The organism is Phytohabitans rumicis (assembly GCF_011764445.1).
In the GTDB taxonomy this organism is placed as follows: Bacteria; Actinomycetota; Actinomycetes; order Mycobacteriales; family Micromonosporaceae; genus Phytohabitans; species Phytohabitans rumicis.
This window is the reverse complement of the sequence record NZ_BLPG01000001.1, coordinates 1,407,712-1,430,794: the sequence shown is the minus strand read 5'-3', so window position 1 is coordinate 1,430,794 and position 23,083 is coordinate 1,407,712. Positions and strand designations below refer to the sequence as shown.

The window sequence follows — 23,083 nt, the reverse complement described above, 5'->3', positions numbered from 1 at the left end:
CTGACCCTTGACACCGCCCGCTGGCTGACTCCTGTGCGCTGTCATGCGCGGCGGCAATCTGTTACTCGGTATTCGAGCATGCAAAACTATGCGTGTGGGGGTACCTACCCAACGCCAGGGTACCGGCGACGACGCGTTCACTGATCGCGAGTCCGCCCTCGATGCGTTTGCGCAGTTCGCAACCCAAGATCGCTGCAGGGTACTCATCTTCTGGGGCTTGGCAGGGCAGGGAAAATCGACTCTATTGCGACAACTCGTGCGTTCGGCGCCGCCCGGCCAGCGACGAGTGTTGATAGATCTCGATGGGCTGCTCGACTTCGATGACCGACGGGCGGCCTCGTTTGAACTGGTGGAAGTCGTTGTCCACCGAATCAGCGAGGTCCTGCTCGACGCGGGGGGCTTTCGTCGCATCAAGTGTAGGTTCCGCCATGCCCGCTTTGTCCGCCAGGTACGTCGCGTTCGCCGCGCGGCATCTCAGCACACGGTATCCGTCGCCTTGAACGCCCAGACGGGAGGGCAGATCAGCGGCTCGACCATCAAGGTCGCTACAGATGGCCGGCGCACCCTCTCCGAACAGACCAGTTATCGCAGGGGCCTTCTGACCGCTATGACCCGAGCAGTACGCCGTCTGCCAAGCCGTAATGTCGTGCTGCTTTTCGATACCACGGAACGTCTGCGTTACCTCGATGACAGCACAGTCATGGATCCGGCGACGATGGCCGTGCGGCATTGGTTCGTGGCCGAGCTAATCCCGCAGCTGTGCCTGGCTGTCCCGGACCTCAAGATCGTCCTCGCGGGCCGTGAGGATGTGCGGATCCCGACATCGATCGAGGTGCGCTCTGTCGAGCTGACCGAGTGGACCCGGGAGGACAGCAGGGCGTACCTGCGCCGGCGAGGCATCGATGCGGCCGGCGTCGCCGATGCGATCTACGACTACTGTCGCGGCGTGCCTGTTTGGACAAGCCTGATGGCGGATCTCCAGCAGGAGCGCGGCGAGGACATCTCGGAGGCGTGGCTGGCTGCCGCGTCCCGAAATCGGCTCGCCGGTGAGTGGCTGCCACAGGAGTTCCTGCGCAGGTTGGCAGCTGACCGGCGGGCGGTCGTCCTCGCGGCGGCGACCCTGCGGTCAGTGCGGAAAGAGGCGATCGAATTCATGCTCGCTGACGACGTAGCGTTGACCGATCCGCATTGGTACGCGGACTTCCTTGAGCAATCCTTCGTTCGGACCTCGTACGGCGTCGACGGTGGGCGGGACAATCGTGTTCACGAGCTGGTGCGGGTTGCCGTGCTGGAGTACCTAAGCCACGACGAACCTACGAAGCTCGACCTTTTGCACCACCGTGCCGCGCACTACTTCGCGGCTCAGGGGGCCTTCCTGGAGGAGACTTACCACCGGTTCGCTGCGGGCGACATGTCATTGGCGGTGTTGTGGAGCGACCGTGTGCGCTCAGCGTTGGAGACGTACAAGGTTGGCAGTGTGCTGGCACTTACTAGCGTCTTGCTTGCACCTGAGGTTGTGGGCCGGCTCGCCCGTACGGCGCCAGAGATTGTTGGCCATGCTGAGCAGGCCGCCGGACGAATCGCATTTCACCAGGGCCACCTGCCCGAGGCCGCGCAGCTACTCGCCAACGCGATCGGGCGTCTTGACGGAAACGATGCAACCTGGCGGGCGGCCACCCTCGAACTGCTCGGCGATATCGCGGTGAGGGTTGGCGACCTTGATCAGGCGGAGCGGCACTACCGGGCCGAGCTGGAGGTGGCGGAGCGGCTCGGGCAGGTTGAGGAGCGCATGGGCGCGTTGGTGTCTCTCGGGGATATCGCTCGGCGCCAGCGCCGGGTCGAACAGGCTACGACGCTGTACGAGGAGGCTCTGGAAATTGCCAGACTCCACGGGCATCACCTGCGGTACGGGAAGACGCTGCGCTCGCTGGGCCGGGTCGCGTTGCAGCAAGGAGACCTGAAGGTGGCAGAGGAGCGTTTCCGGGCGGCCTTGTCGCAGTTGGAGAAGGCCGGCGATCTGCTCGAAAGGGCCCGAACCCTCAACGCGCTTGGCGAGCTCCACAGTGGGCAGCGGACGTACGGCCAGGCGTTGGCGTGGCTTGAGCAGGCACTCGCCCTGTGCCGATCGGTTGGCAGCCCGCACCACGAGGCGAATACTCTGGTGCTGTACGCAGACGCCCTTATTGGCTTGGGGGAGCTCGAGCGAGCAGCGGAGCACTATGACGCCGCGTTGCAGATTTTCGATCGAACCGGCGGGCTCCTCGGACGAGCGCGCGTGTTGCGCGGACTTGGCGATGCGGCTATCGGCCAACGGGAGGCAGCCGTGGCAGCCGAGTGGTATGGGCAGGCGATTGAGGCATACCGGCGGGTCGACGGACGACTCGGTGAGGCGCGTGCGGCCTACAGTCGCTGGTTCGCTATGGCAAAGATTAACGCGGTCGGCCTCAAGGAGGCAGAAACGACGGCCGAGCGTCTGCTCACCGAGTCGCGCAGCGAGGACCTGCGGCGACGAGTTGCGACGTACGTACAGAACCTATGGGCGACCGGCTGCGGCCCACAACCGCAGACGTGACCGGTCAGCTAGCCTCAAGGGTGCCGCCCTCGATGACGCCGCCGTCACTCGTTCGTCGGACAGTGGCGTTGTCCGCATCGATCTTGGAGCGTCGTATTACCCCCTCGTTCGTCGCATGTTCTTCGACGTCAGCCTCGCGCATGGCGCGGATGACGCCGTCGGAGATCCGGCCACCCTTGCTGGCCGACTGAATTACGGTCGTCTTTGCTGGCCGTGCGGTCGTTCCAGTCATCACTGCCAGGACAGTGGCAGTTACCACCAGTCCCAGGAGCGCCACTAGCGCGATCCAGTTCCAACTGTCCGTCCACACATTGACGACCACGGCCAGCGCTGTCGTGGTAACGACGCCAGCCACCGCGAGGATGATCGGTCGGGAGAACAACTTCATGTACCACCCCGATGTATGTCTAATTCGTAGACCCAAAGTATCAGCCTCGGTCGAGCCCGAGTGCGACGCGCATAAGAAGAACATCCCGATGGTCAAAGACTGGCCGCCGTTCCGGATGCCACATCATCCCGGTGATAGGATACGACACATGCCTGACCTGTTCGATGACACTGCCTGCCCGCGTGAGTACCTCAAAACCTGACGGCGCGTCATAGGCTCCCCAGCGGTGGTGGCAACGCACGTCCCTCGCAACTCCGTTGATCAACATCGTGTGATCGACACCAAGATGCCCGTCGACCCGTCGCAATTTCCCGCCGAAGTAGTCGAGTAAGAACTGCATACCGCGGCAAACGCCGACTATCGGGGTGGCGTTGTGAAGCGCCCACGCCAGGAGGGCGCCCTCCGTGGCGTCACGTGCGGGCGACTGCCCATCGCATGGAGCAATCGCCTCACCGCCAGAGAACACAAGAGCTTGTACGCCAAAGCGTAATGCGTGCCGTACCGCGATCGACGGGTCGTTTGGCAGCGGCAGACAGATCGCCTCGACCGCCTGGAGAAAATGATGCCAGCGGATGTCCAGACCGTCTCGACGCTCATACTGGGTTTGCGTCGGGCGGAAGGCCCGTTGGGTCACGCCAACGATCGGATATGTGTGTTCTGGGTTCATCGCAACACGGGTGTCGAACGGATGCGGTCACCAGATACGGCGGAGTGCACAGGGCTCCTGTCGCGAGTTGCAAGGCTCGCCCCCCACCGCATCAATACGTTTCGGGCCTGGCTAACCAGATAGAGGGAACCGGTGACCACGACCGGAGCAGATGCGTCGAGCGCCCGGCACAGCGCCTCCTCGGTGTCCTCAACGGGCTCGGCCGATGGCACGCCTTTGGACAGCGCGATGTTCGCGAACTCCGTTGCGGACACTGACCTCTTAACCGGAACCGGCGTCGACTGGAAGCTTGGAACGATGACATGATCGCCGAATTGCGCCAGCTCAGCGCACGTGTCAGCGATCCGGCCGCCTGTACTTTGGACCATATTCGCGACGATGTTCCTCCGAGCACGTGAGCTGCTGGTCAAGTGTCTACGCAAGGCTCCCATCTTTTGAGGATTGTGCGCGCCGTCCAGCACCAGCTCGCGACCACCCAATTGCCATCGTTCCATCCGCCCTGGCGGTTGGTCGAGCGCGACGGAAGCGAGGGTACCTGGTGAGAGTTTCGGGAGCCTATGAACGCTCGCCATGTGCCGATATGCAGCAGTCGCCAGCGCCCAGTTACGCCGCTGGAAGGCCGGCAGCCCGGCAGGAGCACTGCCGGCCCCATCCACGTATTCGACCGTAGCGTCGCGAGTTGCAGCCGCCGAGGAGATGACCGACATCGCCACTGGATGTTGTTCTAGCGCTACCACATGACATCCCCGCTTGATGATACCTGCCTTGTGGACCGCGATCTCGGCGAGCGAGTGGCCTAGCACGCCAACATGATCAAGGCCGATATCGCCGATGACACACACTTTGCCCGTAGCGGCGAGGAAGTTAGTTCGATCGTGGAGACCGCCCACACCCACCTCGACGACGGCGCAATCGACCTTCGCACGGGCAAACATCCACCACGCGAAGGCCATCATCAGGTCAAGGTAGGTAATGGTGTTTCGAACGTCGCGGGGCAGTTGGCCCAAGAAGATACCGAGGTTTTGTAGCATGTCGTCGGCCTCGACCGGACCATCACCGATCTGGATCCGATCGTTGACAGCGACTACATGTGGCGACACCGTAAGGCCCGGCGTCCAGCCTGCCAGCCACAACAATGACCGCAGGTAATAGCAGATCGACGTCTTCCCAGATGTCCCGGCGACGTGAATGGCCGTCAGGCTGTCCTGAGGGGAGCCGACAACGTCGAGCAACCTGCGAAACCGGAGCGATGCGCGAGGAACGGCGCCCTTGCTGGGGCGGATCATGAACGAGCTCAGCAACCGCTCGACGTCAGCCAAAGCATCCACCATGCGACTACCCCCCAACGGCGTGTCCGTGGGAGCCTACGATGAGCAGCAGCGACGAGTCCATGCGCACAGCGAGTGCTCCTAGTGACTGGCCGACGGCGCACGTCGACGAACGATGCCGGCCGGGCCGGCAAAGCCACGACCCCCGTTAACCCCCGAAAATCCCGGTATACCGTTGGCAATCAGTAACAAGTGACGATCATCGACTGGTTGGGTTTGCGCAGCTCATGCAAGGTTTCGACAACCAGCAACAAGCGCGGGATGGTCGCGGTTGGTATTCGATCGTCCCGGTTCGAAGGGGGGCACCGCCGGGCAGATCTCCGCAGGCGAGGGCGCGACGGCGGAGGCCGGCATCGTGACCAACAGGGCCTGGCAGACGCCGCAGGAATCGACCGGTCATTCATCTTCGACGTGGAGACCGGCAGGCACAGCATCTCCGCCGACCGCGCCTACCAACTCGCCGCCCTCCGCGTGCCCGTCGACGCCCCATTCGTCGCTCGTGTACCCGAGCCACTGGACAGCGGCAAGAGCGCCGATCAGGTTCTGCTGATCGCCTCGCGAAGGAGGTCGACGACCGCCTCCGACGTCAGCGGCTCCCTGTCCATGTGCCACACGTGCATCATGGGGCGGACCATGAAGGGGCGTTGTGCGGCGAAGACGTGCCAGGCGAATCCGTGTGGCCGATCCCGCGGGCCGTACTCGTAGCGGCTGGTGAGCGCGCTCGCCCTGAATCGCAGCATCGACCAGGACAGCCGGCCGTCTTTCGTCTCGCAGACGATGTTCGCGTACGGGTCGGTGTCATTCGGGCCCGCAGCCACGACACCGGCGATAAGCAACGGATCGTCTCCCGGCACTTCCAGCCGGGGCGTCGACTGTGTCCACACGTCTACCACGATCCTGCGCCGCTCCCAGCGCATCTCCCACGACAGTCCCTGTTTGGTCAGCTCTGCCTCTGGCAGCGCTTCCCTCGCCTGGTCGGCCGCCTCCTCCAGCACCGCGTGAAGATCGGCGAGAGCCTGGGTGATCTGCTCTTCTGTTGCTGCCTGCTTTGCCGCCAGGGCCGCGCCGACCGCATCCTCACGAGAACGGCGCTGCTGTGCCGCGAAAGCTGCCTCCCGCAGCGCCTCCTGCTGCGCGCTGAGCCGTCGTATGGCGGCGTCGAGGGTTTCCACCACCGCTCGCGCGTCCTGCGGGCGGGCGGCGGGATCCTTGGCCAGCAGGCGCAGGACAAGCCGACCGACGGCGGCGGGCACGCCCGCGGGCAGCTGGGGCGGCGGGTCCTGCTGGTGCTGGCGCCGCAGCGCCACCTCGTCCCCACCCAAGAACGGCCGCGCGCCGGTCAGGACCTCGAACGCCAACACCCCAAGGCATACAGATCGGTCTTGACGGTTGCGGGTTGCCCGGTCCACAGCTCAGGCGCCATGTAGGGCAGGGTCCCCGCACCGCGAAACGTGTACGTATCCGTCGACTCCAGGAGATTGCGGGAAATCCCAAAATCTGCGAGCTTCCACGTGTCCCCGAATTCGAGCACGTTGGCGGGCTTAAGATCGCGGTGCAGCACGGGTATCTCAGCCAGTTCGGCCAGTCCCTGCGCCACCTGGCGCAGCACCTCGACACGGGCCACATCGTCAAGGTCACCGGCCCCGAGCGCTGCGGCAAGCGATCAATCCGCCCGCGGCATCACCAGCATCAGGTCATCGCCGACCCGCCCGACATCGAGCAGACCCATCACGTGCTTGGCCGAAGTCGTGGCGAGAACCTGATCGATCTCGACCTCACGCTCACGACGTCGCCGCTCGCTCTCGACATCCCAGCGCAGCGGGACCCGCTTGACCGCGACCTCCTGACCGGTCGGACCCGTCCCACCAAAGACGAGCCCGAAGCCGCCCCTATCGCCAATCTGAGCGCTCGGGTCATACGACCACCGCGCGCCGCTCTCACCGTCGAACGACCTCACAGCTGCGATGATGGCAGACCGCGCCGGGCGAGCCCCACAACACCGGGGCACCGGGGTGTTGGACGGCTCGGCTCGCGGGCTCACGCCAGCTCAGCCGATCCAGCGACCGCGCCGGCTGCACCGATGAGGGCAACCACGCGACGCTTGACTCCTGTTAGGCAGTGTGAGCACGTGGTGCTCGGGCCGTGGTGGAGTAGTAAGCAGCCGGACTGGTCGCGGGCTGATGACCTACGGTTGTGGGGCGTCCCTTGATCGTCCGCAATTGATCTGCGGCGAGCCGGGCTGCCCTGGCTTGATGGAACCTTTGCTGGGATTCACGCAGGTCCGCGAGGTTGTCCGCGAGCATGGCCATCTGGAGCACCAGTTGTAGCGCAGCTGCGGTGTCATGGTCGTCCGTAAGCCGTCCCACGACGGCGATGAGGCGGGACATCGCGCGGAGCTCAATGGCCGGTCGGGAGAAGCCACGCCGCCGCCGGGATGCTTCGCGGGCAGCGCGGTCGAACGTGTCGGCGGCTTCGGTCAGAGGCCCGCCGCGGCGGCCCTCGAAGGCGCGCGCCGTGGAGGTCAGGACGTCGGCTGCGGAGTAGGCCAGGGCGGATGTGTCGTCGTTGGCCTCGCTACGAGCGAACTGCCCGGCGGCGTTTCGAGTTGCGGCTGCCGCGCGGCGGAAGGCGTTGGCGCGTTGACGTGCCCGCGTTTCCGGCCGTCGCGTGCGTGGTGCGGTGCCTCGGACTGGATGCCAGCGGCGGCGAAGCTGGGGGAGGGTCAGGTCGGGCGCAAGGCGACCGCCGCCGTACCACACGGTGTCGCCGGCCGCGGTGTGGTGGTCGGGGAGCCCGACGGCGTAGCCGGTTACCTCGTCCGGAGTGACCGTACTGTGACGGAGCCGGACGAGAACACCGGCTGCTCGCAGCCCGCTGAAGAAGTCGGTCTCGTCAACGGCTGCCGCTGCAGCGGCACGTACCTCGCGGCGAAGTCGATCCCGAGGGATCTCGGCGCGTCGCTGGCGTTCGGCTTTGCTTTGCTCGGCTGAACTGGGTCGGCGGTGGCTGGTGTGGTCGACTGGGCCGACGCGGTACAGCCCGTAGCGCTCTTCGAGGTCGCGTGCTGCTGCCTGGGCTTTGAGGCGTTCGTTCCAGGCCCACACGGTCTCTCCGTTCTGGCGGACCAGCGTCGCCACGATGTGGATGTGGTCGTCGGCGTGGCGGATCGCGATCCACCGTACGGCGTCTGGATCGCCATGCGGCGCGATGCCTACGGCGGCGACAATCTCGGCAGCGATGTGCGCCCATTGGGCGTCGGTGAGGGTGCGGTCGGTGATGTGGTTGCGGATGGACGCATGCCAGACGGGCTTCTGCGGGGGGTTCCTCCCTGCGCGGACCGGCTGTTCGAGTAGACGAGCCAGCTCGCGAATGTCGTGGCGACCGGACGGGGTCCTCGGCGGTTCCAGGGACTGGAGCTGGGTGGGGCCGGACCACGCGGCGACGAGGTGTGGGTCTCGGTGTTCTTCTCGTTTGCCCGGGCCGAACAGGTAGCGGAGTAGGCCGCCGACGTTCTTGCCGCGGGGGTGGATGGCGGGAATCAGCGCAGCCGCCGGTCGATGTCGGCCACGAGGGCGTCGAGTTGGTCCAGCGAGCGCTCGCACCGTTTGACGGCTCGGTCGAGCCATGCCGGCGGCTCGCCCGTTGCGTTGAGCGCGGCCGTCGCCTGGTTCAGGTTGGTGCCGGTGCGGATGACGGCAGTGCGGGCGGCGAAGAGTTTCCGCTGCACCTCGGCCAGTTCGTAGCGGGTGACGCGAGTGCCAGAGACCAGGCTCCCCGGAGCGGCGGTGCCGCGGGCGGCGGCCAACGCAGAGTTCGCGCTGAACCCGGCAGGAGTCACTCCGGAGCGGGCGGCAGCCGCTGCTACGTCCTGGTACTCCGTCGCATCGAGCCGGAGGTTGACCCGCTGGTGGCGTCCCGGGAACTGGTGGCGCCGGTCGGAACCGCGTACTACGGGGTTCGCTGTGTGCCCAGGTTGGTCCACGCCCGTACCTCCGTGCCTGGTTCGCGTCGCCGTCGTCGGAAGCGTTCGTCGCGAGGGTTGTCGGCAGGGCTACGGGTAGCGCCGTACGGCTGTGTCCCGGCGGCCGAGGAGGAGGGAATGGAGCGCCCTTTCGAGTACCTGGACCTGGAAGAGGAAGGAATCAGGAAGCGGAAGGAAGTACCTCCGATCTATCGGCCTGATTGCGGCGACGAGCGGGCAGACGGCTCCGCATTTCCATCACCACCTGGACGTTGCCGTCTCGGCCAGAGGTAGCACTGGCCGCGGCGGACCTGGCCGTCACCGGGTTGCGTTGCTCCGTCGCGCGATCCTTCTTCGTAGCCGTTGCCACGCCCTAGGGTCCGCCGCGCTGACCCCGCTGGGTCAGCGTTTTCACCGGTTCCCGGATGTGCCGACCGCGCTCGGTCGGCACATCCGGGAACCGGTGCTACAACTTGCTCCGCCCCTGCCGCTGTCTCTCGGGACCGCTACGTGTGTGTGATGTCCCGTCCACCGGCGACGTCCCGTCGCTACCCGGCCGTTGGTTCGGACCGTCGACTCCGGCGCCGTTCGAGCTCGCGAGAGATGATGGCAAGATCCTCGTCACAGGCACGAATGACCGGCCGCCAACCCTCGCGGGCTTCCCTCATCACGCTGGTATCGGCTGTGCCCCACGCCTTGGTCATCTGCTTCTCCGCGTAGGCGCGCCTCTTCAGCAGGTCGCGCATTGCGCGGTTCAGGTCGCCCGTCCGGATCCGGTGCACGGGCGTCCCGTTGTAGCTGGGCCCAGTCATCGGCAAGCCTCCCATGTGCCGCTAGCTAGCGTCCCCTGCCGTCGACCAACAGCACGATCCACCGAATCCGCCAAACCAAACCTGGACGATCAGCCACCCCGAGCGTCCAGATCGAGCTACGAGGCGGACTCCATGACGACGACTTTGACTTCACCTGGACTAGACAGTGCGCACGGTGGGGGCGTCGTGAGGTTCGTGTCGCCGAGGTTCTGAGAGGGCGGTTTGTGAGTTTTTCGTAGTTCGTCATCGCTCGATGAAGTGATGTTGGGGCTGGTCCGGTGTCTGGCGATAGGCGCTCGCGTTGGCTGGTTGTGGGCAAGCGCAAGGCGTATCCGAGCGACCTGACCGACGAACAGTGGGCGGTCGTCGGCCCGTTCCTGGCGGCGTGGAAGGCGAAACACCCGTCGGTGTCTGGGCATCAGGGCCGTTACCAGCTGCGGGAGATCGTGAACGCGATTTTCTATCAGAACCGGACCGGGTGTCAGTGGGCGTACCTGCCGCACGATCTGCCGCCGAAGTCAGCGACGTACTACTACTTCGCGTTGTGGCGCGATGACGGCACCGACCAGACGATCCACGACCTGTTGCGCTGTCAGGCGCGGGAGAAGGCCGGCCGGGCCGAGGATCCGTCCGCGGTTGTGCTGGACACCCAGTCCGTCCGCGCGGCCAACCACGTCCCGGCGGCCACCACCGGAAAAGACGCCGCGAAGAAGGTTCCGGGACGCAAGCGCGGCCTCGCGGTGGACACCCTGGGCCTGATCATCGCCGTCGTCGTCATGGCCGCGTCGGCCACCGACAACCAGATCGGCGTAGCCCTGGTCGACCGGGTCGTCGAGCACACCCCGACCGTGACGAAGGCGTGGGTCGACGCCGGGTTCAAAGACGACGTCCAGATCCACGGCGCGGTCAACGGGATCGACGTCGAACAGGTCAAACGGTCCGACACCAAGCCGGGATTCATACCGGTGGCCAAGCGGTGGATCGTCGAACAGGTCCACGGCACCCTGATGCTGCACCGCCGGTTGGTGCGCGAGTACGAGACCCGACCAGCCTCCAGCGAGTCACGCACCTGGTGGGCATCGACAGCAAACCTGGTCCGCCGGCTGACCGGCACTACCACCCCGACGTGGCGCCAACCGTTGCCCCACAACGGATGAACCACGAACGGGTCCTGGAACTGATCGCCACACGGGAAACCGTCGCCGGCGCCCAGGCCGAGCAGCTGCGCGTCCAGATCGCCGAGCTCACCGAACAACTCGTAGTCGTCAACGCCGAGTTAGCCGACCTCGCCACGACCCGCACCACGCTGCTGCGGCTCACCGGCACCACCAGTAGCACGCCGCCAACGGACGCCAGCACGGATGCCACCGTGGCAAGTCCCGCCTACCAGCAGATCCTCGCCGTGTTCGCCGCCACCGACAATCCGTTACGCGCCAAGGACATCTGCGTCGCGCTCGGCACCGGCACCGCCGCGAAGAACACCGAAAGCCTGCGCGCCAAACTCAAACGCCTCGTCGCCCGTGGCGTCCTCACCGAGCCGGAGTCCGGCATGTTCACCCTCACCCAGCCCGCCGGAAACAAGCCCGAGCCGACGCCAGAGTCATAACGGACATCGGCTCCCGAACCACCCTCTCAGACCTGTCCCGAAACGCGGTGCCGGATCGGCGGGACGACACTATGCGCCAGTGGTGATCGATTCCCCAACGGTAGTCGATTCCGCGGTGATACCCCCTGCCGTTGCGGTGCCTTGGTCGATCGACGGGACCGCGGACCTGGGCGCCGACTGGCCGGCCACTTCTTGGGAGCCAAGCGCAATCGCCTCGCCGCCAGACGCGACGCACCCAGTTGGTACCACGCGCCGCGCTGTCCGCCTCACCCGTCAGGTTTGCCGCGGCAGCGACCTGTCCTCAGGCCCGGCCGGAATCCGGTGACCTGGCAGCACTCGGGGGCAAGATTCGTTCTGCGGCTACAAGCTGGCGAGGACTTCGGCGATGAGCCGTCGGGCGTCGTGGCCGTAGATGGCTTCTGCCTGCAGCTGACTGAACAGGGACAGGTAGAGCGCGACTTCTTGCGGCCTTGTTACCTTGATCGCGGCGGTGGGGGTCTCCAGGGCGACGGCTGACTCGTCGAAGATCCAGAAGCCGATGCTGGCGATCGCCTGTCGTTGTGCGTCGGCGGGGATGATCCCGACGGAGACGAACGGCAGCCGGCTGACTTGCATGAGGTGGGTGAGTTGGTCGGCGTGTTCCTCCGGTGTGCCGCGTCGGGTCCGCAGTGCCTGCTCGCCGAGGACGATGACGATGCGTTTGCTGGGGTGCAGCGCGGTCGCGGTGCGCTGTGCCCGCATGTCCAGCACCGCTTCGGTGTCGTCGGGAGCGTCGAGGAAGGTGTACCACCAGGCCAGCATCCTGCGCTGGTACGCCTCGGTCTGGACGATGCCGGGCAGCACGCCGGGTTCGTGGATGCGAAACGTCGAGGTGCGTTGGTAGGTGGCGATCGAGTGGAGGTCGCCGAGGCGTCGCATGCCGGCCCGGGCGGCGCGGGCCCATTCCATGTATGCGGTTTCGACCGCTCGTGCGGTGGCGAGCAGGTCGGCGAGTTCGTCTTCGGCGCCGCAGGCGGTGCACCAGGCGCGCAGGTTGGCCTCGGTGGGTGGCTGGCGGCCGTTCTCGATGCGGCTGATCCGGGTGACGTGTTGCCCGGTCGCCGTCGCGATGTCACGTCCGGTCAGCCCGGCGGCCTTGCGGAGCTGGCGCAGCCGGGCGCCCAGTTCCTTGCGGGCCCGGGCGCCGGAGCTACTCGGGTCGGTACTCACGGGCCGGGATGCCGCTGGCCCAGACGCCCGCAAAGACCGCCGAATCCTCAAACACCTGGGCATGCTGACCAGCACAACCCATAGAAGATCGACTTTGCCGTGCCCGTGGCGCCTACCGGTCCCCGGCTGCGCCGACGAAATCGGGCCCGGGTCTCACCACGGTGAGGACCGAGCCCGATTCAGGGCTACGCTAATACAAATACCATGTGCTTGTTGAACTGAGCGTGTACCAATCGGCCTGGCCGTGTCCGACCCGCAGGATGTACATCCCGGACTTCGGCCAGTTCCACTGGCATTTCACCCAGGTGCCGTTGCCGGATGAGTTCGCCTTGTTGTTCTGGCAGCGGTAGATGTTACTGGAGCTGCCTCCGGCGAACTGTCCGAGCTTGAAGTAACCGTCGGCCTTGTCGCTTCGTACGTAGAGGGTTCTGCGGTCGTACCGGATGCACATTGTCGCGTAGAACCCACCGGCGGTGAAACATTGGATGTTGTTGTTGTTTGACCCGGAAAACACCGTGGAGTGCGATACGGCCGTTCCGACTTTCCAGTACAGATCCTGGGCGGAGGCCGGGGATGAAAACACCGTCACGAAGCCAATCGCGAGCACAGTTCCCATCAGCGCCGCGTACACCTTCTTGCGGATTCGTCTCACTGTCTTTTCCCTTCCAGGATTCGCCAGTTCCGACAGCAATTGGCCTCCCCCTTGGATGCCAACGATCACCGCCGATGCGAAGAGATGTTGGCATCCGGTGCTGTCGTCGTCAACGAATGTCTGATGCGTAAGACGAAACTTGAGCAAATCTTGCGCTGGCCGGAGAGATTCAGCCGATTGAGCCTTTGTCAGTAACGACCTGGGGATCAATAGTGGAGTATTGATGTAACCCGGCGTGTCGGCTTGATCAAAGTGGTGGCGGGCCGCACGGTCGCTGATTTGTGACGATCAAAACGGCCCGTGCGGCCCTGTCCCATTCTGTCTTCACCGGGATCTCCCGCAACCATCTCGACCGGCTTGTGACCGAACTGGCCGGCCCGTTCGCCGCTGCGCGGGAAGGCCGGCTGTACCACCGTCGCGGTGGCCGGGACCGTGTAACTGCCGACAATCACATCCGTGCAGGTCAAGCGGCGTGCTCGTACTCTAGGAGGACGCCTCCGAGGCGGTCGCGTCGACGGATGTTCAGGTGGGCGAGCCGGTCCGGATCGGTGACCGGTTCGGGTAGCGGTGCCAGTGGTCGGGCGTTCGCGAGGCCCTGGTGCGGGCGGTGTGTGTTGTAGAACGCCTCGAACTCGCGCAGCGCGTGCAGTAGATGCTGCTGGTTCCAGATCAACGTCCGGTCCAGCAGCTCGTGGCGGCAGGTCCGTACCCAGCGTTCCATGATCGCGTTCATTCGGGGTAAGCGCACACCGGTCAGTACGACCTCGATACCAGCGTCGGCAAGGACTTCGTCGAACAGGTGTGGGTACTTGCCGTCCCGGTCTCGGATCAGGTATTTCACCCGGCAGCCGGCGTCCTCAAGGTCCATCACCAGGTTGCGGGCGGCCTGGGTCACCCATCCGGTGGTCGGATGCGCGGTCGCGCCGAGGATCCGGATGCGGCGGCTGGCGTGCTCGATCACCGCGAGGATGTACATCCGGGTGCCGGCGAGTGTGACGGTCTCGATGAAGTCGGCCGCCAGCAACGCTTCTGCCTGCGAACGGAGGAACTGTGTCCAGGTCGTGGCGGCCCGGTTCGGGGCAGGGTCGATCCCGGCCTGGTGGAGGAGCTCCCACACCGTGGACGCTGCGACCGTGATCCCGAGCGTGAGCAGCTCCCCGTGCACCCGGCGATACCCCCACGACGGGTTCTCGGCCACCAGACGGAGCACCAGCACCCGGATCGAGCGTATGGTCGGCGGCCGGCCCCGACCTGGGGGCCGTGACGCGACCGCATGCCGGCGGGCGGCGAGATCCCGATGCCAGCGCAGCACCGTGTCAGGACGCACCAGCAACCGCAGGCCCTGCAGGCTCGGTTTCGGTAGCCGGTGCAGCAACGCCGCCAGCCATGCCCGGTCGGCCGGGTCGAACCGCACCCGCTGCCCGTCGAGCTGACGCTGCAGCACCGTGAGCTGGTGGCGCAGAGCGAGAATCTCCGCGTCCTTGTCCCGATCGCTACCCGGCAACAGCCGCAGCAGCGCGAACGCGTTGGTGATCCCCAGGTACGCCAGTCGCAACAACACGAACGGGCATCATCGCGTAGTCACCGACTGCGATGTACAAGGAGGACATGACGGAGCGACTCAAGATCGACGCATCGGCGCCGGAGACGGCCCTGAACAGCACGGATGCATTTGTCGGCAGGCACAGGGCTCAATCCTAATCACTTCCCTGGTAGTCCTGGAAACAACCCTGATGGATCTGCTCATTTTGGAAACAAGCTGACGGCGACAGAATGGGCGCAGAATCATGGAGATACCCACGGTGTCGGATTTGGCGTCAAGGTGCCGAATGACTGGCTCAACGAACATGTCAAAGCTGGTAGAATCGACGTCTATGATGGATTGACGGAAAATCATTTGGAGTACATTATTCCGAAAGAACTCTTCGAGGCGTTCAATCGATTCCCACGTTTTCCCTGGTCAGGTAGGTAACGGTGATCGACAGGTTGTCAAGGTGGGCGATAGTGGAGGGAACGGTGGTTGACCACGTTCCATACGGACTGCTGGTTCGCATTCCGTCCGGTGAAACCGGGGTAGTGGATCGTGCGTTAATAGCGGACTCTCCAACCGAACGGCACGACTGGCCCGCCATAGGGGAATCCATCGCGGTCGTCGGCGCCGGCTATACGAGTGCTGGCCAGCTGCGTCTAAGTGCTCGGCAGAGCCATCTCTCGGAGGCGCGGACCCGATCGGCGGAGAAGGAAGAATGAGCCCGATCTGATGGTCGACGATTGCGAGTTCAGGTTACTCAGAGTGGCACCTGATGGTCAGGGCGTGTCGGAGGGCGCGGTGGCGCGGCTTCGGTTGGTTGAGTGCGGCGGACAGATGTTCACATTAGACAATAGGCGCCTCGTTGCCTTTCAGAAGTCAGGCGTTTCGAGTGTCCCATTCGTGCGAGCAACCGCCACAGAGGCTGCCGCGGAGGCGTGGAGGTTCACAACCTGAAGTTCCCCCGGTTTCCGGACAACCCAGGTGTGAGGGCAGCAGTTGTCCTCACTGAGAGGAGTCCGGACATGCCCGCACCACATCCTGCGGAGTTCCGCCGTCGTGCGGTGGAACTGGCGCGCCGGCGTGAGAAGCCGGTGGCCGAGCTGGCCAAGAGTTTGGGGATCTCCGAGTCGTGCCTGCGGAACTGGATGTCCCAGGCCGACGTCGAGGAAGGGCACCGTGAGGGCCTGACCGGCGCTGAACGCGAGGAGCTTCGTGTGCTGCGCCGTCAGGTTCGGGTGCTGGAGATGGAAAAGGAGATCTTGGTAAAAGCCGCGGCCTTCTTCGCCCAACAGAACGTTCTGCCACCCCGATGATCTACCGGTTCATCGAGGTGGAGAAGGCCACCTACCCGATCACCCTGCTGTGCCGCACCCTGGGCGTGTCCCGTTCCGGGTTCCACGAGTGGCGCACCAACGGCCCCTCCGGCCGCGATCTGGACGACGCCTATCTGACCAATGCGATCATCGACATCCACGCCGACTCTCGCGGCAGCTACGGCTCGCCGCGGGTACACGCCGAACTACGGCTCGGCCACAAAATCCACTGTGGACGTAAACGGGTCGAGCGGCTAATGAGAGACGCTGGCCTGCAAGGCATCCACCGCCGCCGGCTCCACGGCTGCACCGTCCGCGACCCCGAGGCGGCACCCGCCGACGACCTGGTCGCACGCAAGTTCACCGCCGAGCAACCCAACCAGCTCTGGGTCGCCGACATCACCCAGCAGATGACCTGGCAGGGCTGGCTTTACCTCGCCGTCGTCCTGGACGTGTACTCCCGCCGCGTGGTGGGCTGGGCCATCGGCGACCACATGCGAGCCGAATTGGTCTGCGACGCCCTGGACATGGCCACCTGGACCCGCCGACCCACCGACGGCACCGTGATCCACCACAGCGACCACGGCGCCCAGTACACCTCCTACATCTTCGGCAAACGGCTCCGCGACGCCGGGATCCTCGCCTCCATGGGCAGCATCGGCGACTGCTACGACAACGCCATGGCCGAAGCGTTCTTCGCCAGCCTGCAAACCGAACTGTTGGACCGGCACACCTGGCGCACCCGCGACGACCTCGCCAACGCCATCTTCGAGTGGATCAACGCCTGGTACAACCCGACCCGGCGACACTCCGCCCTGGGCTACCTCAGCCCCGTACAGTACGAACAAACCCACCACACGCCCGCTCAACGAGCAGCGTGATCACCACACGTCCCCGTCCGGAAAACCGGGGGAACTTCACTGCAACGCACAGCCCTCAGCGAACACCTCACCAGCCTGAACACGCTGATCGACGAGATCAACGGCGACGGCCCTACCCGGCGCCGGCATGAGCCCCGATCGGACCGGCGAACACATCAGGTCCGCGTTCGCCCAGCTCACCCGAGAACAGCGAGACCTGTCCGACCTCGACCGCGCCGCCATGGCCGCGTTCGAGCGCCTCATGCAGGGCCGGCCCGAACTCACCGACGGGGCCATCACCGTCACCAACATCTGCACCGAGGCAGGGATCTCCCGCGCCTCCTACTACCGCTCGCCCGCCGCACCGGTCATCAAGAGCATCCTGGCGGCCCCCGAAACCACCCGTCCTGAACCCGACGAGCTGCGTGAAGAGGTCACGCGGCTACGCCAGACCGAACGGGCACTACGCCGCGAGCACGCCGCACAACTACGCGAACTAAAGGACACCATCACCACCTACGCCAACCAGATCCAGCTGCTGACCCTCGCCAACGCTGAACTGCGGGAGGAGAACAACCAGCTCCAGCGCCAAGCCGCAAAGCACACCAACCTGCGAGTGCTAGACCAGGACGTTCCAAGAACAGGCGGCAGCGAATCCGGAGGAGCCTTGCGAGTGTCCGGGCTACCTCACGAGTGATCCTGCGAGCTGTCGAGAACGTCGCGAGCTGGCCTTGGTTGTCCGGTTCGCGCGAGGTTGGCAGGGTTCTTAGCGATCCGAACGGTTGTGACGGTGGATTCTCGTGCAAGCAAGGACTGTCCAGCTGTGGGGCGACGCGCGGCGGCTACGGCAGGCGCGTCACGCCAGTTCCTCCTTGAAGCCCTGCCGCCACGAGGGGTAGCGCAGCGTCCAGCCGAGTTCTCGCTTGGCCTTGGCGTTGGAGAAGCCGCGGCCCTCGGTCATCAGGATTACCGCTACCTGTCCTGCGAGCGGCCGGGCCAGCCAGACTGGAACCCGCATCGGTTTTTTCGCCCCCGCGCATGCGGCCGTGTAGGGCAGCCATTGGTTCGCCGGGGCCGGTTCGTCGTCGACGATGTTGAACACGCCCTTGGCGTGCTGCTCCACGGTCAGGATGGTGGCGCTGGCCGCGTCGTCCAGGTGCACAAACGATGTGTGGCCCGCGCCGTCGCCGACGATCGGGAACTGGCGCTTGCGGACCGGCTCGGCCAGGGCCTCGGTGGCGTCCGGCCCGTAGAACCAGCCATAGCGAAGGACCGCGCCGCCGGCCTTGACGACGGCATTTTCCACATGGCCGATCGCCGCCATTCCAGGCGCCGCCGTAGTCCCCTTCATCGGGTCCAGCATGTCCCGCTCGGTCTTCACCCAGCCGCCCTGACGCAAGCCGTTCCAAGCGGCGTAGCTCTGCGCGACGATGTTGGTCACACCGGTCGCCTGCGCCGCGGCCAGCAGGTTGTCCGTGCCCTCGGTGCGCAGCCGGTTGGTTCCGGCGAACCAGCGGTCCATGTGCTTGAAGCTGGGCTGGCCCGCGTGCACCGGGTTGATGGCGGTCATCTGGTGGAGGATCGCGTCCGGCTGTGCGGCGGCGACCGCGTCGCGCACCGACATTCGGTCCAGCCCGTCCATCACCACACCCTTGGCGCCCAACTGCACCACCAGGTCGAGCTTGGCCGCGCTGGTCGTCGTCGCGATCACCTCGTGCCCCCGCGCCACAAGTCGCGGCACCAACCGACGGCCAAGAACCCCAGTCCCACCGGCAACGAACACTCGCATGATCATCATCCTTCCGCGTGATGTTGCGGTCATCCCCACAACAAGAACGGTACGTGTCGTGCCGTTCGAGATTCACAGTAAATCCGCGTGCCTGGCACTGTCAATACGGCACGTGCCGTGCTGATCGATAACAGAACTGACCGGCGTCCCGCTCAGACGACGGCGCGTCGCGGCTGGAGAGGGCGGCGCTGGCGCCCTACGGGCTCGGTCGCATCCCGGCGAAAAGTGCCGAGAACACGCGATCAATGTAACCGTGAGTCACGATTTCCTGCGCTATCAGGAACTGGAAGTAGAGCGGGCCGGACAGGATGGCAAAGGCGAGATCGAGATCAAGTTCCGGCGCCACCTGCCCTTGTCGTTGGGCGAGCTTGAGCCGGGCCCGCACCCTCTGGGCTTGCGGGCCGATGAAGCGCTCGTTGAGCGCCGCGGCGACCGACGGGTCATGCTGGGCCTCACCCAGCAACGCCTGGTAGAGCGGGCCGAATGGTGGCCGACCCAGCAGGTCGACGGCGGCATAGGTCTGCGTGCGCAGGTCGGCCTCGATGTCCCCGGTGTTTGGGATATCGAGCGCCTGCGCGTCCGCCGGAAGCAGGGCATCGAGGAACAGGGCGCCCTTCGACGGCCAGCGACGATAGATCGTGTGCTTGCCGACTCCCGCGCGGGCGGCGACAGCTTCGATGCTGAGCTTGGTGAAGCCAAGCTCCTGGGCCAGCTCTAGGGTTGTCTGCTTGATGAGCTCGGTGCGGTCCAAGGCTCGGTCGGTGCGCTTTTCGGCCATGCGAGCATCCTACTAGAACGGCACGTGCCGTCTTGACAGGACGGGTGAGTGTTCGTACCGTACGAGGAGAACGGCACGGCACGTGCCGTCCGATCGGTACGGTAGGAGCGCCGATGAATGCCGCACTTCCGATGGCCACTCGGTCGCCGTTGCGGATCCGGTTCAGCTGCGGCCACATCGTCGCCGTGGCTGGTTGGCGCGCGGGTTCGACGTAGCGGAGCTGATGTTTGCGGCGTCGTCGTGCACTCCGAACGGAGGCCGGATTGAGAAGTAAACCAGAACCCCTGGTGGTGGTGGGCGTGCTATTGAGCGCGGCCAGCATGTCGGTGTTCGGCCTTTGGGCGCTGCTGCCCGCTGGCTTCGTCGACTACGTCAACTACCACCCCCTCAATGAGCATCTGGTGCACGACGCCGGTGCCTTCCAGGTCGGCATCGGCGCCGCCCTGCTGTTCGCGCTGATCTGGTCGGACGCGTTGGTGGTCACCCTGGCCGGTTTCGCGGTCGCCAGTGGCCTGCACACGATGACCCACTTCCTGGACCGCCACCTGGGCGGTCACGGCACCGACGTGCCGATCCTCGCCGTCTTCACCGTGATCTCCCTTGCCACCATCGCCCTGCGTCTACGAAAGAAGGCCACAGCATGAAGATCCTCCTTGCCGGCGCCACCGGCGCGATCGGCCGCCCGCTCGTGAAGGCGTTGCGTGTGCAGCGGCACGAGGTGTACGCCCTGAGCCGCAACTCCGCCGCGCGGGTGCCCGGTGCCCGGCTAGTGGTCGCCGATGTTCTGGACCGGGACGCGCTGCTGCGAGCGGTGGACGGGATGTCGGCCGACGTGGTGATCCATCAGCTCACCGCGCTGGCCAAGCCCCCGGCCAGATTCACCGACATGGAGATGACCAACCGCCTGCGCACCACCGGCACCACCCACCTGCTGCAGGCCGCGCGGGCCGTGGGTGCGCGCCGCTTCCTGACCCAGTCGATGGTGCCTGGCTACGGGTTCACCGACCACGGCACGCGCGTTCTGACCGAACGCGACCCGTTCGGTCGGCAGCGCGAGGGCAAGGCGGCGCCGATCGTGGCCGCCATGGCCTCGACCGAGCAGCAGGTGCTCACCGCTGACGGCATCGAGGGCATCGCCCTGCGCTACGGCGCCTTCTACGGCCTGACCGGCTCCGAGGCGCTCATCACCGCGCTACGAGCCGGCAAGCTGCCGGTACCCCGGGACGGCGGCGGGTTCATGTCGTGGATCCACCTGGCCGACGCCGCGGCGGCCACGGTGGCCGCCATGGACAAGGGCGTGGCGGGCCAGGCGTACAACATCGTCGACGACGAACCCGTCACGTGGGGCGAGATGATCACCGAACACGCCAAGGTGGCGGGGACCAAAACGCCCCGACGCCTGCCCGGCTGGCTCATCCGGCTGGCAGCGCCGTACTTCGCGACCCTCATGATCGACACCTCTATGCGGGTGTCGAACGCCAAGGCCAAGGCCGAACTGGGCTGGACACCCACGCTGCCCAGCTACCGCGAGGGCGCACACGCCCCCCGCAACTGACACCGCCGCCAGTCCTCCACCTGCCGGACATCCCCAATCCGCCGGGATGTCCGGCAGGTACACGACCAGCTACACGGTCCCGGCCGCCACGGTGTCCCTGCGTCACCTTCGCGAGCACGGCGCCCAGCCCTCAACCACTACCTAGAATGCAGACCCCACCTCGACAGAGACCCTCCACTGCCGCAACACCCGGCAAGCCCCGGTGACTCCCCTCGCTGCCACCGAGACAGCCGGAGCCGATCCGCCTCAGCCCGACAGGCCGCCTCGCTCGTCCCGATAGGAAACGCAATCCAGCAACGATGCGCCTGCGCCGTGGCGAACAGCCCAGGATCGTGCCCGACCTGATCTATCTCGCCCTGGCCGTCTTCGCGGCGTGGGCCGCTTCGGCCCCGAGCCATTCACCGGCTAACTCAGCACGACATCCATATGAACGCGGAAGGATACAACAAACATGTACCTTGTGACCGGAGCGACCGGCCTCATCGGACGCCCCCTCATCGAAACGCTGCTCGCGGAAGGCGCCGAGGTCCGGGCCGTCACCCGCGACCCGCACAACGCTGGGCTCCCGGCCGGAGTGGAAGCCGTCGCGCCCGAGGCGATCCATACGGCGCTGAAAGATGTTCGCGGACTGTTCGTCCATCCCCGCGCCACCAAGGACAGCATCGAGGAGCTTTTGCGACTGGCTGCCAGTCAGGGCGTGGAGAAGGTGGTCGTGATGTCGGCGATCAACGTGGACGACGACCCCGACCACCAGCCCTCCCGATTCAACGGCGACCGCAACACCGAGGTGGAGCGGACCGTCACCGGCAGCGGTCTGCCGTGGGTGGCGGTGCGCCCCGGCTCGTTCGCGATGAACACGCTCGGGATGTGGCGCGGCCAGCTCACCCTCGGCGACACCGTCCGCGGCCCGTACGCGGGATTCGCCGAAGCTGTCATCCACGAGCGTGACGTAGCCGAGGTGATCGCCCGGGCATTGCTGGATGACTCCCTTGTGGGCCGCAGGATTCCGATCACCGGCCCAAAGGCGCTGCGGCTCGACCAGATGGTCCCGATCATCGGCTCCGTGCTCGGCAGGCCCCTGCTGTTCCAGGAGGTCCCGGCCGAGCTGGCCGCCCAAGGAATGATCCGAAACGGCCTCGACGAGGGTTTCGTCCGGGCGCTCATGGCGCGCTACCAGCGCGAGATGCAGCGGTCCGCGACAGTCACCGACGAGGTTGAGAAGGTCCTCGGTCGTCCCGCTCGCACCTTCGCCACCTGGGTCGCCGACCACAAGGGAGCATGGTCATGACGACGTACGCACGTTTCGCCAGCCTCCTGTTCGCGGGACTACTCGCCGGGTTCCTCACCGCGGTCCTCGTCCTGGAGCTTTCGCTGCGAGGCTTCGACGGCACGGTCTACACCCAGGTCCGGCTGGTCGAGCTCGACTCCCTCGACAAGCTCGCCGTCGCCACGCTCCTGCCGGCGTTGATCGCGACAGCGGTGCTGGTTTACCGGACCTTCCGAACGAATACGCGATGGTTGGCCGTGGCGGCGCTCGCCCTGCTGGTCTTCGTCGTCGGCCTCACGCTCGTGGTCAACCTTCCGATCAACTCCGACCAGCTCGACTGGAACGCCCAGTCCCCGCCCTCTTCATCCGCGGCGAGGGCGGGTTCGGCGGAGATCGCGGCCACTCCGCCGACTGGCCGGTCCCCCGCCCGCTCCGCCGACCTGCGGGTTGCCTACCGTACCCGGCCTGAGCAGGCGTTGCTGTACCGCCTCACCGGCGACCGGAATCCCTTGCATTCCGATCCGGTGTTCGCCGCCCGCGGCGGCTTCGACCGACCGATCCTGCACGGCATGTGCACCTACGGGTACACCGGCCGGGCGCTACTGCACGCGGTCTGCGGATCCGATCCGGCCCGGTTCAAGGCGATGGAGGGCCGATTCACCAAGTCGGTGCTGCCCGGGGACGAGCTGACCGTTTCCATCTGGGTCGACGGCAACACCGCCTACTTCCGCACCACCAGCAACGGAGCCACAGTCATCGACCGCGGTCGCCTGACGTTCACTGCGGGGTGAGGGC

23 protein-coding genes are annotated in these 23,083 nt (G+C 65.8%); 10 read left to right on the top strand and 13 right to left on the bottom strand.

What is annotated here, in order from left to right:
• Positions 1-88 precede the first annotated feature (88 nt).
• On the top strand, positions 89-2,572 hold the full coding sequence (locus tag Prum_RS05850) for a tetratricopeptide repeat protein (RefSeq protein WP_173074620.1): 2,484 nt from the start codon (positions 89-91) through the stop codon (positions 2,570-2,572).
• Positions 2,573-2,576: 4 nt separating this feature from the next.
• Here the strand turns inward: Prum_RS05850 and Prum_RS05845 are convergent, their stop codons facing one another.
• The 8 genes from Prum_RS05845 to Prum_RS05805 all read right to left on the bottom strand — a co-directional run bounded on the left by Prum_RS05845 (position 2,577) and on the right by Prum_RS05805 (position 8,937).
• The gene (locus Prum_RS05845; RefSeq protein ID WP_173074618.1) at positions 2,577-2,960 is read right to left on the bottom strand and encodes a hypothetical protein; all 384 of its coding nucleotides are present in this window, start codon (positions 2,958-2,960) and stop codon (positions 2,577-2,579) included.
• A 40-nt stretch (positions 2,961-3,000) separates the two neighbouring features.
• A complete protein-coding gene (locus Prum_RS05840) occupies positions 3,001-3,627 on the bottom strand; it encodes a gamma-glutamyl-gamma-aminobutyrate hydrolase family protein (RefSeq protein ID WP_173074616.1) in 627 nt (208 codons plus the stop codon).
• On the bottom strand, positions 3,624-4,946 hold the full coding sequence (locus Prum_RS05835) for a bifunctional folylpolyglutamate synthase/dihydrofolate synthase (RefSeq protein ID WP_173074614.1): 1,323 nt from the start codon (positions 4,944-4,946) through the stop codon (positions 3,624-3,626). The genes Prum_RS05840 and Prum_RS05835 overlap by 4 nt, the downstream gene beginning before the upstream one ends.
• Before the next feature lie 545 nt (positions 4,947-5,491).
• A complete protein-coding gene (locus Prum_RS05830; RefSeq protein ID WP_173074612.1) occupies positions 5,492-6,313 on the bottom strand; it encodes a serine/threonine-protein kinase in 822 nt (273 codons plus the stop codon).
• Positions 6,295-6,579, bottom strand: a complete 285-nt coding sequence (locus Prum_RS05825; RefSeq protein WP_173074610.1) for a protein kinase domain-containing protein — start codon at positions 6,577-6,579, stop codon at positions 6,295-6,297. Before Prum_RS05825 ends, Prum_RS05830 begins: the two co-directional genes overlap by 19 nt.
• Before the next feature lie 39 nt (positions 6,580-6,618).
• The gene (locus Prum_RS05820; RefSeq protein ID WP_173074608.1) at positions 6,619-6,912 is read right to left on the bottom strand and encodes a protein kinase family protein; all 294 of its coding nucleotides are present in this window, start codon (positions 6,910-6,912) and stop codon (positions 6,619-6,621) included.
• A gap of 154 nt (positions 6,913-7,066) precedes the next feature.
• Positions 7,067-8,581: a relaxase/mobilization nuclease domain-containing protein gene (locus Prum_RS05815; RefSeq protein ID WP_371871190.1), complete on the bottom strand. Its 1,515-nt coding sequence runs from the start codon at positions 8,579-8,581 to the stop codon at positions 7,067-7,069.
• Positions 8,494-8,937, bottom strand: coding sequence for a hypothetical protein (locus tag Prum_RS05805; protein ID WP_173074606.1), 444 nt, complete (start codon positions 8,935-8,937; stop codon positions 8,494-8,496). The genes Prum_RS05815 and Prum_RS05805 overlap by 88 nt, the downstream gene beginning before the upstream one ends.
• A gap of 1,102 nt (positions 8,938-10,039) precedes the next feature.
• Between Prum_RS05805 and Prum_RS05800 the strand changes: the two genes are divergently transcribed.
• Both Prum_RS05800 and Prum_RS05795 read left to right on the top strand, forming a co-directional pair.
• Positions 10,040-10,885, top strand: a complete 846-nt coding sequence (locus Prum_RS05800; protein WP_173074604.1) for an IS5 family transposase — start codon at positions 10,040-10,042, stop codon at positions 10,883-10,885.
• The gene (locus Prum_RS05795) at positions 10,882-11,334 is read left to right on the top strand and encodes a hypothetical protein (RefSeq protein ID WP_173074602.1); all 453 of its coding nucleotides are present in this window, start codon (positions 10,882-10,884) and stop codon (positions 11,332-11,334) included. The genes Prum_RS05800 and Prum_RS05795 overlap by 4 nt, the downstream gene beginning before the upstream one ends.
• A gap of 360 nt (positions 11,335-11,694) precedes the next feature.
• Here Prum_RS05795 and Prum_RS05790 read toward each other — a convergent pair whose 3' ends face one another.
• The 3 genes from Prum_RS05790 to Prum_RS50985 all read right to left on the bottom strand — a co-directional run bounded on the left by Prum_RS05790 (position 11,695) and on the right by Prum_RS50985 (position 14,756).
• Positions 11,695-12,543 (bottom strand): helix-turn-helix domain-containing protein, encoded by an 849-nt coding sequence (locus tag Prum_RS05790; protein WP_173074600.1) that lies wholly within the window; start codon positions 12,541-12,543, stop codon positions 11,695-11,697.
• Between the two features lie 190 nt (positions 12,544-12,733).
• Positions 12,734-13,264: a hypothetical protein gene (locus Prum_RS05785; RefSeq protein ID WP_173074598.1), complete on the bottom strand. Its 531-nt coding sequence runs from the start codon at positions 13,262-13,264 to the stop codon at positions 12,734-12,736.
• Positions 13,265-13,658: 394 nt separating this feature from the next.
• Positions 13,659-14,756: an integrase core domain-containing protein gene (locus Prum_RS50985; protein ID WP_173074596.1), complete on the bottom strand. Its 1,098-nt coding sequence runs from the start codon at positions 14,754-14,756 to the stop codon at positions 13,659-13,661.
• Between the two features lie 105 nt (positions 14,757-14,861).
• On the opposite strand from Prum_RS50985, the gene Prum_RS05775 reads away from it, so the two are divergent.
• From Prum_RS05775 to Prum_RS05760, 3 genes are all read left to right on the top strand, one after another.
• Positions 14,862-15,167 (top strand): hypothetical protein, encoded by a 306-nt coding sequence (locus Prum_RS05775; protein WP_173074594.1) that lies wholly within the window; start codon positions 14,862-14,864, stop codon positions 15,165-15,167.
• 581 nt (positions 15,168-15,748) lie between these two features.
• Positions 15,749-16,920 (top strand): IS3 family transposase gene (locus Prum_RS05765; RefSeq protein ID WP_371871189.1). Its coding sequence is split into 2 segments (ribosomal slippage): positions 15,749-15,989 and positions 15,989-16,920, totalling 1,173 coding nucleotides; the frame shifts between segments, so codons are not numbered across the junction.
• Positions 16,921-17,047: 127 nt separating this feature from the next.
• A complete protein-coding gene (locus Prum_RS05760; RefSeq protein ID WP_173074590.1) occupies positions 17,048-17,596 on the top strand; it encodes a hypothetical protein in 549 nt (182 codons plus the stop codon).
• Positions 17,597-17,755: 159 nt separating this feature from the next.
• Here Prum_RS05760 and Prum_RS05755 read toward each other — a convergent pair whose 3' ends face one another.
• The gene (locus tag Prum_RS05755; RefSeq protein WP_173083442.1) at positions 17,756-18,688 is read right to left on the bottom strand and encodes an NAD-dependent epimerase/dehydratase family protein; all 933 of its coding nucleotides are present in this window, start codon (positions 18,686-18,688) and stop codon (positions 17,756-17,758) included.
• A gap of 196 nt (positions 18,689-18,884) precedes the next feature.
• A complete protein-coding gene (locus Prum_RS05750) occupies positions 18,885-19,466 on the bottom strand; it encodes a TetR/AcrR family transcriptional regulator (RefSeq protein ID WP_173074588.1) in 582 nt (193 codons plus the stop codon).
• A gap of 263 nt (positions 19,467-19,729) precedes the next feature.
• Between Prum_RS05750 and Prum_RS05745 the strand changes: the two genes are divergently transcribed.
• The 4 genes from Prum_RS05745 to Prum_RS05725 all read left to right on the top strand — a co-directional run bounded on the left by Prum_RS05745 (position 19,730) and on the right by Prum_RS05725 (position 23,079).
• Positions 19,730-20,110, top strand: a complete 381-nt coding sequence (locus tag Prum_RS05745; protein WP_173074586.1) for a hypothetical protein — start codon at positions 19,730-19,732, stop codon at positions 20,108-20,110.
• Positions 20,107-21,021, top strand: coding sequence for an NAD-dependent epimerase/dehydratase family protein (locus tag Prum_RS05740; protein WP_173074584.1), 915 nt, complete (start codon positions 20,107-20,109; stop codon positions 21,019-21,021). Before Prum_RS05745 ends, Prum_RS05740 begins: the two co-directional genes overlap by 4 nt.
• A gap of 451 nt (positions 21,022-21,472) precedes the next feature.
• Entirely contained in the window at positions 21,473-22,309 is an 837-nt protein-coding gene (locus Prum_RS05735; RefSeq protein WP_173074582.1) for an SDR family oxidoreductase, read from the top strand.
• The gene (locus tag Prum_RS05725) at positions 22,306-23,079 is read left to right on the top strand and encodes a MaoC family dehydratase (RefSeq protein ID WP_246277673.1); all 774 of its coding nucleotides are present in this window, start codon (positions 22,306-22,308) and stop codon (positions 23,077-23,079) included. Before Prum_RS05735 ends, Prum_RS05725 begins: the two co-directional genes overlap by 4 nt.
• Positions 23,080-23,083: the final 4 nt, after the last annotated feature.